The sequence below is a fragment of the Pseudonocardia abyssalis genome (assembly GCF_019263705.2).
Lineage (GTDB): Bacteria > Actinomycetota > Actinomycetes > Mycobacteriales > Pseudonocardiaceae > Pseudonocardia > Pseudonocardia abyssalis.
On the sequence record NZ_JADQDK010000001.1, the window covers coordinates 6,121,914 to 6,137,494 of the forward strand.

General features: G+C 73.8%; 10 protein-coding genes and 1 tRNA gene. 4 read left to right on the plus strand and 7 right to left on the minus strand.

Translation table 11 applies throughout. The annotated features are described in order from the left end of the window. Positions 1-9 precede the first annotated feature (9 nt). The 6 genes from I4I81_RS30170 to I4I81_RS30195 form a co-directional block, all read right to left on the minus strand. On the minus strand, positions 10-2,682 hold the full coding sequence (locus I4I81_RS30170; RefSeq protein ID WP_370467235.1) for a type IV secretory system conjugative DNA transfer family protein: 2,673 nt from the start codon (positions 2,680-2,682) through the stop codon (positions 10-12). A gap of 63 nt (positions 2,683-2,745) precedes the next feature. Beyond that, a complete protein-coding gene (locus I4I81_RS30175; protein ID WP_218605680.1) occupies positions 2,746-4,692 on the minus strand; it encodes a VirB4 family type IV secretion system protein in 1,947 nt (648 codons plus the stop codon). Further along, entirely contained in the window at positions 4,689-6,068 is a 1,380-nt protein-coding gene (locus tag I4I81_RS30180; RefSeq protein ID WP_218616486.1) for a PrgI family protein, read from the minus strand. The genes I4I81_RS30175 and I4I81_RS30180 overlap by 4 nt, the downstream gene beginning before the upstream one ends. Next, on the minus strand, positions 6,065-8,191 hold the full coding sequence (locus I4I81_RS30185) for a TrbL/VirB6 family protein (protein ID WP_218616487.1): 2,127 nt from the start codon (positions 8,189-8,191) through the stop codon (positions 6,065-6,067). Before I4I81_RS30185 ends, I4I81_RS30180 begins: the two co-directional genes overlap by 4 nt. 258 nt (positions 8,192-8,449) lie before the next feature. Beyond that, positions 8,450-8,785, minus strand: a complete 336-nt coding sequence (locus I4I81_RS30190; RefSeq protein WP_218605856.1) for a pilin — start codon at positions 8,783-8,785, stop codon at positions 8,450-8,452. A gap of 38 nt (positions 8,786-8,823) precedes the next feature. Continuing rightward, a complete protein-coding gene (locus I4I81_RS30195) occupies positions 8,824-9,912 on the minus strand; it encodes a hypothetical protein (protein WP_218605857.1) in 1,089 nt (362 codons plus the stop codon). A gap of 512 nt (positions 9,913-10,424) precedes the next feature. Here I4I81_RS30195 and I4I81_RS30200 point away from each other — a divergent pair. The 4 genes from I4I81_RS30200 (at position 10,425) to I4I81_RS30215 (ending at position 15,493) form a co-directional block, all read left to right on the plus strand. Continuing rightward, a complete protein-coding gene (locus tag I4I81_RS30200) occupies positions 10,425-11,333 on the plus strand; it encodes a hypothetical protein (RefSeq protein WP_226363643.1) in 909 nt (302 codons plus the stop codon). Between the two features lie 50 nt (positions 11,334-11,383). Continuing rightward, on the plus strand, positions 11,384-12,349 hold the full coding sequence (locus I4I81_RS30205; protein ID WP_225926447.1) for a TRM11 family SAM-dependent methyltransferase: 966 nt from the start codon (positions 11,384-11,386) through the stop codon (positions 12,347-12,349). Continuing rightward, positions 12,346-13,455 carry a DNA cytosine methyltransferase gene (locus I4I81_RS30210; RefSeq protein ID WP_226363644.1) on the plus strand — a complete coding sequence of 370 codons (1,110 nt, stop codon included), beginning with the start codon at positions 12,346-12,348 and terminating at the stop codon, positions 13,453-13,455. The genes I4I81_RS30205 and I4I81_RS30210 overlap by 4 nt, the downstream gene beginning before the upstream one ends. 364 nt (positions 13,456-13,819) lie before the next feature. Continuing rightward, a complete protein-coding gene (locus I4I81_RS30215) occupies positions 13,820-15,493 on the plus strand; it encodes a recombinase family protein (protein WP_218602109.1) in 1,674 nt (557 codons plus the stop codon). Here I4I81_RS30215 and I4I81_RS30220 read toward each other — a convergent pair. After that, a tRNA-Leu gene (locus I4I81_RS30220) sits at positions 15,458-15,542 on the minus strand. The two genes, I4I81_RS30215 and I4I81_RS30220, sit on opposite strands and share 36 nt — an antisense overlap. Positions 15,543-15,581 lie beyond the last annotated feature (39 nt).

Here is a 15,581-nt window from a genome sequence, read left to right on the forward strand (position 1 = left end):
GGTGCCGGGTCAGCCACGGCGGCGCGGGTCGACCGCGTCCGTCGTGGGCCGGTCCGGCGGGGCAGCAGTGGTCGCCGTCGCGCGGCCGTTCGCGGCCCGTTCGCGGGCGGCATGGGCGCGCGCCGCGTCGGCCGTCCGGGCCGCGGCCCGGATCTCGCGGGACCGGCCGGGCACCGGTGCCGGGAGGGGCCGGGTGCGCAGCGTGAACGCGGGGGCCTGCTCGCCGTGCAGGACGAGGCGGGCGGCGGCGTGGTAGGCGCCGAGGTGGGTCAGGTCGTGGTCGGTCAGGTGCGGGGCGGTGTGGCGGGCGAGGTCGCGGGCGTCCTCCGGGCCGGCGTTGAAGTAGATCTTCGAGCGGGCGTTGGTCGAGAAGCCCTCGCGCAGCTCGCGGGGGAGCTGTCCGAGGTGCTGGTGGGCGAGGGTCATGGCAACGCGGAACCCGCGGGCCTCGGCGAGCATGTCCTCGATGGGGTAGGGCAGGTTGAGGAAGTTGTGGCACTCGTCGATGACGAGCGAGGCGTCGGCGCGGTCGCGTTGGGGGGTGCGGGCGCGGGCGGTGGTGGCCTGCCAGGCGGCGGCGACGGCAAGCGACCCGACCAGGCGAGTGGTCTCCTCGCCGAGCGAGCCCTTGGGGATACGGACGAGGCAGATGCCGCCGTCGAGAACGGTGGTCATGTCGATGGTGGAGGGCCCGGCGGCGATGGCCTCGCGGACGAAGGGGCGCAGCAGGAACGCACGGAGCTTGTTGAGCAGTGGCGCGACGACCTGGGCGCGGGAGGCGTCGGACAGTTGGGTGTACCAGTCCCAGAACCCGGCCAGGACGGGGTCGGTGACCGCGGCGGTGAGCCGTTCCCGGCGGGCGGGGTCGGCGAGCAGGCCGGGGAGCTGGGCGAGCGTCGGGGTGTCGGGCTGCAGAGCCAGGGTGAGGCAGGCGGCGCGCATGACGTCGTCGGTGCGGGGTCCCCAGTAGGCGGCGTAGACCCGCCGGAACACCGACACGAGGTTGTCCACGGCCAGGTCGCTCGCCGGGGTGCCGGGTCCGGTGCTGGTGGTGTCGAGGGGGTTGAGGCAGGGCGGGCGGGAGCGGGCGTCGGCGTCGAGGAGCACGACGCGGTCGGCGCAGCGCCGGGGTAGCCGGGACAGGACGTCGGTGACGAGGTCGCCCTTGGGGTCGACGAGCAGGATCCCGCGGCCGGCGTCGGCGTCGGCGAGGATCATGTTGCCGAGCAGGGTCGACTTGCCCGAGCCGGTGGCGCCGATGACGTGCAGGTGCTGCCGGGCGTCGGGCACGAGCAACGCGACCGGACGTTCGTGCCCGGTGTCGGTGGTCCCGAGAGGCTTGGCGTCCGGGCTCGGGGTGGCGATGCCCGGCGGAGGGGCGACGGCGCGGGCTCCGGCGCGGAGCAGGCCGGGTACGTGGTCGTCGGTGGGCAGGTGCGCGAGGGCGGCGAGCTCGCGCACCGACAGCACGTCGCCGTCACGCCCCCACGGTCCCCTTCCCCATAGGCGCGGCCGGCGGGTGAGGCGGCGCGCGGCGAGGGCGTCCGCGGGGTGCCGCAGCCGGTGGCGGCCGTAGCGGTTGTGCTCGGTGTAGGAGGCGAACGAGGCGGCCAGCGCGTGGGCGCGGCCGCGTACGAGGTCGTGCGCCTTCGCTACCGGATCGTCCTCGGAGTGCTTCCGCGCCAGGTCGACAGGCAGGTCGATCGCGGCGGCGTAACGGACGACGGTCTCGTACTGGGAGCCACGCTGCTTCTCGACCACCGCCCGGGCCTGGGCCGACAGGTCGAGTGCGGTCTGCCGGTCCTGGCCCGGCCCGCTACGCGCTCCCCTCACCGGGGGAGCGCCAGTGCGGCGGGCAGGGCGCAGGGGGCGCGGGGTGACCAGGTCGAGAATCTCGGACAGCACCCCGGCCAGGAGACCGGCGGGTGATCCGTTCGTGCCATGCAGGTGTCGGGCGCTGCGCCGGGCTCGAGCCGCGCGGCGTCCGGTGACCGGGCGGGCGATCACCTGGACGCAGGCGGTCTCGTGGTGCCCGAGTCCGACGGCGGCGCCGAGCAGGGCGCGGACCGGGTCGGCGTCGAACCGGGTCCGCAGCGGTAGGGCCTCGGGGCGGGCGAGGCGCAGCTCGCCGCCGGTGACCACCCGCCGTCGCCCGGGCTCGACGGCCGGCAGGGGCGCGGCGGCGGGTTCGGTGCGGCTGTGCGATCCGGGCCAGGCCGCCTCGACGGCCCGCTCGACCAGTCCGGGTGGGACGGCGCCGGGCACCCACAGCCGGATCGTTGCCCCGGTGCTGGTGAAGACGTACTCGTAGACCAGGTGCGGCTGGCCGGCGAGCAGGCGACGCCAGGTCGGGCGGAGCAGGCCGACCAGGTTCGCCCACAGGGCCTCGCCGCCGGCCGGGTCGACCGTGGGCGGGGCGAGCACGGTGACCTGCCGGGCGTCGGCGAGGAGCCGGTCGTCGCGGCGGCGCGTGAACCGCCGCCACCCGAGCGCGGTCACCGTGCCGACGACCGCGAGGAGCACCAGCGTGATCGGCCAGTGCGTGACGAGCACGGACACGACCGGCCCGAGCGTGTCGGCGAACCACCGCCCGAGCGTGTCACTCGGGTCACGCAGGAGGTCGCCGAGCGGGCCGCCGACGGGGGTCGTTCGCGAGGTTGTGACAAGAGTGGGCGTGGGCACGGCATGGCCTCCGGGCCGAGTGGGGTGATGGGGGTTGGTCCAGCTGGATCGGCTCGGCCGGGGTCAGGACGGGTCGAGGACGACGTAGGCGGAGTCGCGTTCGCGGCGTCGCCGATCCGGAGGTCGAGACTTGTCGAGGTCGATCCAGCCGTCTCCGTCGCCGCCCGGCGCGGTGTCCTCCTCGTCGTCACCGCGGCCTGCGTCGATGTCCTGCCCAGCGAGGTTCTGCGCTGCGAGCTGGGCCGGGCTGGACGTGCAGAGCGTGTCCTCCAGCTCGGAGGCGACGCCCTGGAACGCGACGCGGGTGGTGCCCGTGGACAGCAGTCCCTGGCCGCGGTCGGCGGAGAGCAGGAACTGGCGTTCCCCGGCGGAGAGGTCGAACACACGGGTGACCTCGTCGATGGCCTGGGTGGACTGGCGGAGCAGTACCTGGGTGGCGGCGTTCGCGACGACCGCACGGCCGAGGTCGGTGCCCAGGACGTCGGCGGTGTCCTGGGTGGCGACGGTCAGCCCGGCCCAGTGCTTGCGCGACGCCTTGGCCATCCGGAAGAGGAACTCGGCCCCGGCGCGGTCCTGCATCAGCAGCCACGCCTCGTCGACGACGACGAGGCGTGGGCGGCGCAGGGCGGGGTTGGTGACGTGGCGCCAGATCGCGTCGAGGGTGAGCAGGGTGCCGGTGGCCTTGAGCTCGTCGGGCAGGTCGCGCAGGCTGAACACGACGAGGTGGCCCTCGGGGCGGGTGGTGGTCGGGCCGTCGAAGAGCCGGTTGAAGCTGCCGTCGACGAAGGGGTGCAGCCGGTCGGCCAGTTCCCTCGCGGCGGCGGGTCCGTCCGGGTCGGCGAGGGTGTCGCGCAGGTCGCGCAGCAGCGGAGCGGGCCTCGTCCACGTGCCGGGGTCGTCGGCAACGATGCCGGCGGCGGTGTAGGTGGCGGTGATCGCGCGGTCGAGCGCCGCTCTCGCGCTCGGGTCGGGGCGCTCGCCGAGCAGCACCGCTACCGCGGTGTGCAGGAACAGGCTGCGCCGGGCGAAGGCGTCGCGCGGGGCGTGGCGGCGCCCGTCGGGGCCGGTGTGGATCGGGAGGTCGAAGGGGTTGAGCCGGATCCCGGGCGCGCCGAGATCGATCCGGGTGCCGCCGACGGCGTCGGACAGGCGGGTGTACTCGTCCTCCGGGTCAATGACGACGGTCTCGACGCCGCGGTGCAGCGACCGCAGCAGTTCCAGCTTGACCAGGTAGGACTTGCCCGCGCCGGACCGTCCGAGGACGACGGCGTTGTGGTTGTGCATGTGGGCGGCGAAGCGGTCGACGTGCACGAGACCCTGGGAGCCGAGGTTGTAGCCGTAGAGCACCCCGTCCGCGACGGCGGCGCTCGCGGGGTCGGGCGCGGGCAGGTCCGGGCTGGTGAACGGGAACGCCGCGGACAGCGCCGAGGTGTCGAAGGTGCGGCGCATCCCCACCGGGTCGAGCCCCATCGGGAGGGTGGTGACCCAGCCCTGCAGGGCGCGGAAGGTGATGTGGCGGGCGTCGAGAAGCAGGCTCGCGCACAGCGCGCGGACCGCGGCTACCTCGTCGGCCAGCTCCGTGGCGCCTGCGGCGTGCACGGTGAGGTAGAGCCCGACCCGGAACAGGCGGCCCTCGCCGCGGGCGACCCGGCTCGACAGGTCGTAGGCGTCCTCCGTGGCCGCCTCGACGTGCGGGTCGTGCAGCCGGCCGTGCTCGGCGGTGGAGCGCCGGCCACTCTCGAGCTTCGCGAGCTGGGAGCGCAGCCTGCTCGCAGCGGTGACCGGGTCGACGGGTTCGACGTGCACGGCGACGTCGATCCGGCCGGGGTGGGTGAGCAGCGGGTCGAGCCAGCCGGGGTGCACCTCGCGGGGGAACCCGACGACTGCCAGCGACGCGACGTGCTCGCCGTCGCCGATCTCCAGGTGTCGGGTGCCGACGGTGAGGGTGTCGGGCACGAACACGGACGCCGCCGTGCCCGCCGTGCGCGGCCTGCGCCGGTCCCGCCTCATCGCTGCCCTCCGCGGGCGAGAGGCGCGTGACGCCGACGACTCCGATCCCGTTTCAGCGCCTCGGGTTCGGGGGCTGTTCGCCTCGCCCGTCCGCCCCGGGCCGCCGCGTTCGGCGAAGCACCGGCTCCCCCGTCCCACGCGACGTCGTCCGCGTCGTCGGGCCAGTCCTCGTACTCCCAGTCCTCGTCGTCGTCCGGTGCGGTGGGTTCGGGGTCGTCCCAGTCGCCGTACCCCTGGTCGGTGTCGTAGCCGTCGTCCGGGTCGTCGCCCTCCCAGTAGGTCGGACCGGGCGCGGCGTGGACGACCTCGTCGGTTCCGGCACGTCGCGGTGTCGGTGGGAGGAGCGGGTCGGGGTTGCACGTGGCGGCGAGCACTGCGGTGGTGCGGGCGGCGTCGAGCGGGGTGACGGTGATCCCGGCCGGGGCGAGCAGCTCCATCGCCTCGCCCAGCCGCCGGACGAGGCGGGCCTCGGCGGCCCGGCGCGCGCCACTACCGGGCGGGCGCGCGGGGTGGCGCCTGCCGGTCAGCGACGCCAGACCGGCACGAGCCGCCGCCAGCGGTGAGGGCCCACCGAGCCCGTCCACCGGTCCAACGGGGCCGAGCGGTTCCCGCAGTATGAGCAGCACTTGGCGGCGCAGGAGCACGGCGTGCCCGCCGAGACGGGTGAGGTAGTCGGCGTGCTCGCGCGCTGCGGCCCGCAGCGCCGGGTGTGGCAGATCGGCGGCGCGGGTGCGCAGGTCGGCGACCTGCCCGGTGAGATCGAGCGGTTGCGCCCGGACGAGGACCTGTACCGGCGCAGTCAGGCTGTGCAGGTAGCGGCCGAAGACGGCGACGAGGGACTGCTGCTCGGCCGGGGTGCGCAGCGCGAAGTTGACCGTGGACGCGACCGCGACCGTGGCCAGCCCGTCGGTGCCGAGGTCAACCACCCCGACGTCGGTCCCGCTGTTCCCGGCGGTGACCGAGCGGGCGGGAAGACGCAGGACCCCTCGCCGTCCGCGGACGGCGGGCTCCTCGGCGGGACGGCCGCGGGCGTCGAGCCAGGCCGGGGCCCTTCCGTCATGACTGCCACCAGGTCCGGTGTCGACGTGGTGGGCGGTGCGGGTTCGGGGGGCGAGGCGGTGGCGGATCGCGGCAACGAACAGGCGGTCCATCGACACGCCGTCACGGCGCCCGAGCGCCAGGACCACCGCGGTCACCGCGACCGGAACCGCGAGGGCGAGGAACGCCGCGGTCGGCACGGCGACCCGGGTCGCGTCCCAGGCCGCGTAGAGGACGAGGCCGGTCAGACCGAGGATCGTGACCTGGCGGGCGGTGAACGAGCCGATCACACGGTCGGCCATGTCGACGTCGGCGGGGATCCGGACGGGCGATGTCATGACGTTCCTCCGGTGGGGTCTGCGGGTCGGGACCGGCGCGGGCGGCGGGCCGGGGGTGGTGTGCGGCGCGCGGGCGGGGTGGCGGAGGCGGGCGGTGGACCCGGCTCGTCGCGAGCCGGTGCGGCGGCTCCGGGTCGGGGAGCGGGGGTGGTGCCGGTCGCCCCGCCGCGGCGGCGGGCGGGTGGACGCGGCGCCGGAGCTGCTGGTGCTGGGGTTGCCGCTGGCCGGATCGGTGTGGGGAGGCCGATCGGGAGGCGTAGCTGCTGACCGCCTGATCGCGGGGCGGCCGGTCGCACCGGAGCCGGTGCCGGTGGCACTGCCGGTGTTGGGCTCGCAGTTGTTGCGGGGCGGCGGGGGACGCGGCGGAGGTCGTCGAGCGGGAGGGGGTACTGGCCGGCTCGGTCGGGACGGTTGTCCCGGTAGGGGTCGAAGGGAAGCTCGAGCTGTCGCGGTCGCGGGCCACTTGTCCGGCGCGGTGGCGCCGGTGGAGTCGGGGCCGGGGCACGGCGGACCCGGTGCACGCCGTCGAGCGGAAGCGGGTACTGGCCGTCGCGGCCGGGCCGGTTGCCCTGGTAAGGGTCGAGTGGCAGCTCGAGCTGAACGCCCGATCGTCGTCGCCGTGGCGCGGGTCCCGGCGTTGCCGAGCTCCGATCCGGAGTTCCCGGTGGCGTGGACGGGGTGCGGGCTCGGCGAGGCACGTCGATGGGCAGGCGGTACTGGCCGTCGCGGCCGAGGACCGGCCGGTTCTCGGGCCAGTCCTCGCCGAGCGGCAGCGCGAGCTGCCGGCCCTGCCCGGCCCCGCCTGCCTGCGGTGCTGGCGGGGTGTCGCCGCTCGGACGGCGGGCGGCGCGGACCCGGCGCAGCCCGCTCAGCGGGAGCATGTACTGGCCTTCGGAGTCGGCGCGCACGTTCGCGTAGGCGTCGCCGGAACCGTCACCGGTCCCGCCTCCGCCCGCCCGGCCGCCGCGTCCCCGCCCGCCCCGGTTCGCCGCCGGGCCTCCGCCGCCCTTGCCGCCGCGGCCCGACAGCAGGCCGAAGGTCTTGTAGGCGATGAACCCGCGTACCAGCGACCCGATCAGCGACCGTCCCCCGCCCCCGCCGCGGATCGAGCCGAGCACCCAGAACGGGATCTTGTACAGCACATACATCAGCGCGCACGCGACGAGCAGGTTGACCAGCCCGTTCTCGGTCGTCCCGAACAGGGTGAACCCGCCGGGGGCCAGCAGCACCCGCATCGCTGTGATCAGCGTGAGGCTCTGCACGACCTGGATCGCCAGGCACCCGCCGAGCGCCTTCCACCACCAGTAGGCGATGTGCTCGGTCTGGGGCAGCGCGTGGAACATCAGCGCGAGCGGCGCGCCGGCGACGAGGATGACGGTGAGCGCGACGCGGATGACGTAGCCGACGAGCAGCGCGAGCAGCATCCCGATCAGGAACACCCCGACGAACAGCACGAAGATGCCGTCGTTGAGCGAGCCGAGGGTGATGTCGCGCAACGCCTGCCCCGCGTCCGCCGGGTCGACCCCGCCGGCCATGACCGCCCGGGACAGGCCGTTGGTGACCTCCACGGCGCGGGTCGCGACCCACAGGCTCAGCGCCCCGGCCAGGAAGCCGACCACGATCCGCGGGGCGATCTCCTTGGCGGTGTAGCGGGTCTGCAGGCTCTCGAACGACATGATGACGATGGCGGCCACCAGGACGAGCAGGCCGTAGCAGGCGAGCAGGATCTGCCAGGAGTTGCTCCACAGCTCCGCGAGCCCGGGCAACGTGTCCAACTCAGGTGTGGTGAGCAGCGTGTTCGACAGCAGGTCCAGCAGCGGGTTGAGCGCCGCGGTCACCACGCCGCGGAAGAAGGCGTTGATCGCGTTGCTGACGCAGCCACCGAGGTCGGTGAACCCGCACGGCTCCTCCGCCGCCTCGGCGCCCGGAGCGGGACCGCCCACCGCGCCCGGGTCGACGCCGGGTGCGGGTACGTCGGGAAGGCACCCGAAGCCCTCGCACGGAGCTGGGACCGGATCGCCCGTCGGCGCAGGCGCCACGTCCGGGGGCAGGAAGGTCGGTACCGGTGCGGGGGTGGGGGCCAGGCACTCGACGACCGGCAGGCCGTCCTCACAGAACGGCACCGGTACCGGGGTGGTGTCCGGTGGTTGCGCGACGGCGTGCTGGGCCACTGGCGCGGGTTGGGAGGACCCGGTCGCCAGCCCGACGGCGCCGAGCATGAAGACCGCAGCGAGCAGGATCGGTGCGCGCAGGAGCAGACGCCACCCCCTCGCGGCGTGCTCTGCTCGTCGCGATCGTCCGACGTCGGGCGACACGGTCGCGGATGCGGGTGATGCGGCTCGCCGGCAGGGTGTGGTCGGTGAGGTCGGGAGGGGCATCGGTCAGGCTCCGACGATGCCCTGCAGCACCGTGACGACCAGTGGTGCGAGGATCGCCAGGGCGTAACCGACGCACGCGCTGCGGAAGGCGACCTTGGCCTTCTCGATCTCCCCAGGATCGCCGCTGCCCAGGATGTAGCGGACCCCACCGATGGTCAGGAACACCGTGGCCAGCAACGCCAGGATCCCGACGACCCAGCCGCGCACGTTCTCCAGCACCTGCTCGACCGACTCGGCCTGAGCCAGCACCAGCACCCCGGCCTCGGCCGCGTTCGCTGCGGCGACTGTCGTGAGCAGGCTTACGGCGACGAGGGCGCCGACCACCAGCAGACGACGCACGCGGTGCCCTCCGCCGTGAGGAGGGCTGGTGTGTCGGTTCACGCGCATCGCGGTTCCTCCGTGCTCGGTCGCGGGGTGCGGCCCGGCGTCTCGACCGGCCCAGAGCTCGTGCTGCCCTCGGGCCCGCCGACCGGCTGTTGCGGTCGGTCGCGGCGGGCGTCGTCGCCGGACGCCGGGCGGTGGGGAACCCGGCCGTGGACGGGCTGGTCCCGTCCGCGCACCTGAACTCCGCCGTGCTGTGCGTCCGGGGACATCCGGCGGCGCACGCGGCGCCGGTGCGTTCCCGACACCACCTCGACGGTCACCCTGCGTGTCCGACGGGAGTCGGTGGCGGTCATCGCGTCGAGGTCGAGCTGGTCGTCGTCGGGCTCGGCCTGGCGCTCGCGGACGAACGCGACGAGCCGGTGCTCGGCGCGCTGGCGGGCCTTCTTCGCGGCCTCGTATCCGGTGCCGCGCCGGGTGGCGGCCTCAGCCAGCGACACCTCCTCCAGCCGGGTGCTGCCGATCAGTTCGGCCTCGACCGGCGTGATGACGCCCGCGGTGACCGCCCGGGCCATCACCAGATCCGGGTGCCCGGCCGGTGCGGGTGGGGCGGCGGAATGGAACGCCCGCGCGGACGGGGTGGGCGCGTCGAGGGACTCCCGTAGGCAGGTGTGCCCGGCGCGGTAGGCGGCCCACCGCAGCCGCAGCATGATCCGCGGCCGGGCCAGATCGATCACCGGCAGCTCGGCCAGGAACCCGGCCAGGACCGCGGCGTGGATGTCGCGCGGGTCGCCCACGAAGCGGGAGGTGAGCCTCGCGGCGATGCCGGTGAGCGCGGGCAGCGCGACCCCGACGCACCCGACCGTCCACGCCCCGGCCCCCGCCTCCGTCTGCGCTGCCCGGGACCGCACGACGAGGTGGGCCCACACCGCGTCGCGCACCGGCTGTGGGCAGCGGCGGCGCAACAGCCGGTACCGCACCTCGTCGAGCGGCACCGCCCGGTCGGGCAACCCGGCGAACTCGCGCCCGTCCACCGACAGCGGCTCGGGCCCGGTGACCAGCCACCCGAACACCGAGCGCGCGGCGTCGAGCGGCATGTCGGTCGGGCCGAAAGCGGCCCTCGGAATCGTGTTCCTGTCCTGCATCGGTCGGCTCCTCGCCTCGCTCGGTGAATCAGCGAGGAAAGGACGCCACAGCAGGTGGTACCGAACCGTTCCCGATCGCATACCGGAGAGGTACGAAACGCTTACCGTCGATCACTTGGACGGCCTGGACCGCATGAGGTTCGGGGCTCGAAGCGCGTGGTCTGGTCCGGCGATCGCCTCCAACGATCATGCTTTGAGCTGCGTGAACCTCTCGCCGTACCCGCTCGGTACCTCATCGGTAAGCGTCCGGTACCCGTTTGGTACCCGGTCGTTCGGCCGCGCGACATGCCGCGCGCGCCAGCCACCTAATTCAGCCCGTCCGCGCTCTGCGCGCTTTCCGCCCGGTCGCCGCCGGGTGTCGCGACGGGCACGGCGAGTGGGGCGGGCTGCGCGATTCAAGGGGTACTGGCGGCGAATGCCGGCATGTCCCCGCCGGGCCTCGAAGACGGAGTTCAGGGGCGTCCTCGGCTGCGCCCGGAGCGCGGCCCGCCCCCGACCTCAGGAGCGTCCCTGTGCCGTCCGACGATTACCCAGCCCGCGACGAACAGAAGCCCGATACCCCCGGCGCCGCCGTGTCGAGCCAGGCACGCCGAGCCCGAACGGTCGTGGACTTCCGGCCCTACCCGACCGCGCCGACCCGCACGCGGCGGAGCCCGGCGAACTCCGCGCGCCGTCACACCCGGCGCGGCAACCACCCGACCCCGTCCACCATCTGGTTCACCCCGACCCGGCACGAGGCGGGCCCCGTTATCACCGACCCTCCCTGCCTGTCGGGGCGGGGAGGGGCGCCGGAGACCGAGCCGGCGGGCGTGGTCTGGCCGCTGCCCGTGCTCGCCCGCGCCGTCACCTCGTTCACAGAACCCGACGCCACCGTCCTGCTCCTACCCTGGCCCGCCGCCGCACGAGACGGACTCGGAGAACCGGTTCCACTCGGCGTGGTGGCAGCGGTTGCCGAACTCGGCCGCCGCCCGCATACCGGAGATCTCCCCGACGGCGCCGCTGGGAACGATGCCGGTCCTCCCCGGCCCGACGTCGCGGACGACCGGGTCGATCTGCTGGTCACTGTGATGCCTGCTAGACACGACGCGGCCGAGCACGCCGACACTGTCGCCCGGCTCGCCGCCCGAACACTCCGGCTCGGCGGGGTCCTCGCCGTACTCACCCACTGTGACCGCAGCGACGGCGTCCTCGTCGACCCGAGCGGCCCGATGGTGACCGCAGGGCAGAACGCCGACCTGCTCTACCTCCAGCACGTCGTCGCCGTGCACCTCCCACCCGCCCGGCTGCGCCCGCATCCCGCCCACCGGGCGGACGGCCGGACGCCCGCGGCGCACCGGCGCGTGCACAGCGACGTCCTAGTCTTCGCCCAGCCCCACGACGACGGCGCCCGCCCCGCCTCCGCCCGTTCAGCACGGCAGTGATCCACACGTCCGCTGGCCACCCCATGTCCGTCGACCCGGAAGGCAACGCGATGCCCGACACCGCCCACCCCGAACGGCTCCCGGTCGACCTCGACATCGAGGAACTGCCGCTGTCGGTATGGACCACCGCGCAGCATCCCCCCGCGAGCCAGCGCCGCGACCGCTACACCCCGGACTCGACCGCGCACCCGGCGAAGATGCTGCCCGCCGTCGCCGCCCACGCCATCGCCCACTACACCCGCCCCGGGGACCTCGTCCTGGACCCGATGTGCGGGATCGGCACCACCCTCGTCGAGGCCGTCCACCTCGGCCGCCGCGCCGTCGGCGTCGAGTACGAGCCGCACTGGGTCGACGTCGCCCGCGCCAACCTCGACCTCGCCCGCGACCACGACGGCGTAGACCCGGCAGTCCTCGACGGCTCTCAGGTGCTCCACGGCGACGCCCGCCAGCTGACCACGCTCCTGCCGCCGGACCTCGTGGGGCAGGCCGCGCTTGTGGTCACCTCCCCGCCCTACGGGCCCTCCACCCACGGGCAGGTGTCTGTCATCCCCGGCGGCGGTGTGCAGAAGTACCACCACCTCTACGGCAACCTGCTCGACCGCGGGAACCTCGCCAACATCGGCCACCACCGCCTCCTGGCCGGGTTCCAGCGCATCCTCGCCGCCCTCGCGGCGGTTCTCCGCCCGGGCGCGCACGTCGCGATCACCGTCCGGCCGTGGCGCGAGCACGCGGAGCTGATCGACCTGCCCTCCCAGATCCTCGCCTGCGGCACCCGCGCCGGCCTCGTCCCCGTCGAACGCTGCGTCGCCCTGCTGGGTCGCGTCGCCGACGACGGCCTCGTCGCCCGAGGCTCGTTCTTCCAGCGCGACTTCATCCGCAAGCAGCGCGAAGCCGGTCTCCCCCTCCACCTGATCGCTCACGAGGACGTCCAGGTGTTCCGCGCGGAGTCCGGCAGGAGGCACACGGGCCCGGAGCAGCGGGCCGATCGCGCTTCAGCGCTCCTCGAAGCCGCGTGACCGGCCACGCCACGCCACGCCACCGCGGCACGGCGTTCGAGGCTTTGACGCGGCCGATCACGATCGGATCGCTGTGCTCGGGGGTCGGCGGACTCGAGCTCGGGGTCATGGCGGCGTTGTCCGGCTGCCAGCTGAGCTGGTGCTCGGACATCGACTCGCAGGCCGTCAAGGTCCTGAGCGCCCGTTTCGCGGACGTCCCGAACCTCGGTGACATACGAGCGCTCGACTGGACCCGGCTGTGCCGGGTCGAGGTGCTGACGACGGGTTTTCCCTGTCAGGACATTTCCGCAGCCGGCTGCAGAGCCGGTGTCGAGAACGGGGACCGGAGTGGACTGTGGGACGTGCTGGGTGTGGTTCGCGTGGTTCGACCCCGGCTGCTGGTCGTGGAGAACGTCGCCGCCCTCCGATGGCGGGGCGGCGGCCTCGGCCGAGTACTCGGCGACCTGGCCGCGACAGGGTACGACTCGTCGTGGCGCAGCGTCTGCGCCGACGACGTCGGGGCGCCGCACCGGCGCGAGCGGGTGTTCCTGCTCGCCTGGCCGCGTTCCGAGGGCCCTGCTGAGCTTGCTGCCGACGCCGACCGCGCACGACGGCACATCAAACGGCCGGAGCGCGTCGAGCAGAACCGGTGGGCCCTCCCTACTGGATCTGATCCTCGATCTGGCGGATGCGCAGGACTACCAGCTGAGCGAATGATCGGGAAGGAAAGTGCGCGGTGCGGCACAGCCGACTTCCGGTGGGGAGTGCACGGTGCCGCGCTTGCCCGGTGGGAGCGGGCGCTCGGTCGGCGTGCCCCGCGGCCGCTGCTGGCCGGCAGGCGTGGGCAACCGGTCCTGGCCCCGGAGTTCGTCGAGTTCCTGATGGGCCTGCCGGTCGGGTGGGTCACCGGGCTTGCCATCTCGCGTACCGCGCAGCTGCGTCTGCTCGGCAACGGCGTGGTTCCGGCCCAGGCGGCGCACGCCGTCGCCCTCCTGCTGCGGGAGGCGACGTCGATCAGCTCGGCTGCCGAAGTGCACGCTGGCGCTTCGAGCCGCAAGGGTGCTGGATGGGACGTACGTGCCGCCGCCCGGTCAGGGCACGGCCTGATCGGGCGGGGGGTGGCGTGATCGTGACCAACGGCCCCGTCGAGCCCCGCGGCGGTGCGCGCAGGCTCCGGGAGCAACATGACCACGCTGTGGAGCGCCGTATCGACTCCAACCCGCCTGTTTCGGATCCCCCAGGAGACGGAACGAGGTTCGACGCCGAATGTGACGACCGGACGGATGGCCGTCTACCGCAACGGCGCAACCGCTACGAGTCCGGAAACCTGGCCGCAGCGACGCCTGACGGCCACGGTGCTGGTGCGTGGGTTCGCGTTGTGGTCCCGAATGAGGCGCCGCTCCTGACACAGGCGGCGGCTCGCGGGCTGCTACGAATAGTGCTGGCCGCAACGCGGACCGACGAGCGCGACGTGGTGGATCGGGAGGCGGCGTGACGATCAGGTTCGCGTTCTACGGCCGGGTCTCGACCGAGGATCAGCAGGATCCGGAAGCGTCGCGCAACTGGCAGATGAGCCGTGCGCGGGCGCTCGCCGACCGTCACGGCGCCATCGTGGCGGAGTACTTCGACATCGGGCAGTCGCGGTCGATTCCCTGGAAGCGGCGGCCACAGGCCTCGGCCCTCTTGGTGGCCCTGAAGCGTCCCGATCGGGACTTCGACGCGGTGGTCGTCGGCGAGCCCCAGCGCGCCTTCTACGGCAACCAGTACAGCCTGACCTTCCCGGTGCTTGCGCACTACGGCGTGAGCCTCTGGGTTCCCGAGGTCGGCGGGGCGGTCGATCCGGAGTCCGAGGCCCACGACCTGATCATGTCGGTGTTCGGTGGCATGTCCAAGGGGGAGCGGACCCGGATCAGGATCCGGGTCCGGACCGCGATGGCCGCCCAAGCCCAGGTCGAGGGCCGCTTCCTCGGCGGCCGCCCGCCCTACGGGTACCGCCTCCTCGACGCCGGTCCGCACGCGAACCCTGCGAAGGCCGCCGACGGGCGCCGCCTGCACGTGCTGGAGCCCGATCCGCTGGCGGGCCCGATCGTGAAGCGCATCTTCTCCGAGTACCTCGGAGGCCTGGGCATCTTCGCGATAGCCGAGGGGCTCACCGGTGACGGGGTCCTGTCCCCGTCGGCGTACGACCGCGCCCGCAACCGCCACAGGACCGGTGTCGCCTGGTCCAAGGGGGCGATCCGGGTGATCCTGACCAACCCCCGCTACACGGGTCGGCAGGTGTGGAACAAGCAGCGCAAGGACGAGGTCCTGCTCGACGTCGAGGATGTCGCGCTCGGTCACGAGACCAAGCTTCGGTGGAACGACCGCGACGACTGGGTGTGGTCCACCGACGTGGTCCACGAGCCGCTGGTCGACGTCGAGTCGTTCGAGCGGGCCCAGGCGCTGATGACCGGGCACGGTCGAGGCAGGTCGCGGACCCGGACGCGGGTGCGGCGGGATTACGTCCTGCGCGGGTTGGTGCACTGCGGGGTGTGCGAACGGAAGATGCAGGGGCAGTGGAACCACGAGCGGCCGTACTACCGCTGCCGGTACCCGCGGGAGTACGGGCTGGCCAACAGGGTGGAGCACCCGTCGAACGTCTACATCGCCGAGCACGACGTCCTGCCGGTGCTCGACGGCTGGTTGGCGGGGTTGTTCGCCCCGGCGGAGCTGGACCGGACCGTGGCGGCCATGTGGGAGGCGCAGGTTGACGACCCGGTCGACCCGGCCGCCGCACGCGCGGAACAGGTGGTCCAGGAGTGCGACACGAAGCTGGCACGGTATCGGGCGGCGCTGGAGGCGGGCACGGATCCGGCGCTCGTCGCGGGCTGGACGGCACAGGTGCAGTCCGAACGGGCCGCGGCCCTGGGCGCGGTCCGCGCGCCGGTCACGAGACCCCGGATGAGCCGGGACGAGATCCGCGCCGTCGTCGACGCCCTGCAGAACGTGCACGACGTCCTAGTAGCCGCGGACACTGCCGACAAGGCTGCTGTGTACCGCCAGCTCGGGCTCCGGCTGACCTACCGGCCGGAGGAGCGCACGGTGCGCGCCGACGTTCACGTGGGCGCACAACCGTGGGGTTATGGTGAGTGTCCGAGGGGGGACTTGAACCCCCACGCCCGTTAAAGGGCACTAGCACCTCAAGCTAGCGCGTCTGCCATTCCGCCACTCGGACCGTTCGCGGCCGTGGCCGCGCACTGGGAAGACCATAACG

What these genes read in the sequence shown, in the direction of transcription:
- I4I81_RS30175 (WP_218605680.1), bottom strand. Translation starts at nt 4,692, where the DNA reads ATGAGGCGGGACCGGCGCAGGCCGCGCACGGCGGGCACGGCGGCGTCC.
- I4I81_RS30180 (WP_218616486.1), bottom strand. Translation starts at nt 6,068, where the DNA reads ATGACATCGCCCGTCCGGATCCCCGCCGACGTCGACATGGCCGACCGT.
- I4I81_RS30195 (WP_218605857.1), bottom strand. Translation starts at nt 9,912, where the DNA reads ATGCAGGACAGGAACACGATTCCGAGGGCCGCTTTCGGCCCGACCGAC.
- I4I81_RS30205 (WP_225926447.1), top strand. Translation starts at nt 11,384, where the DNA reads ATGCCCGACACCGCCCACCCCGAACGGCTCCCGGTCGACCTCGACATC.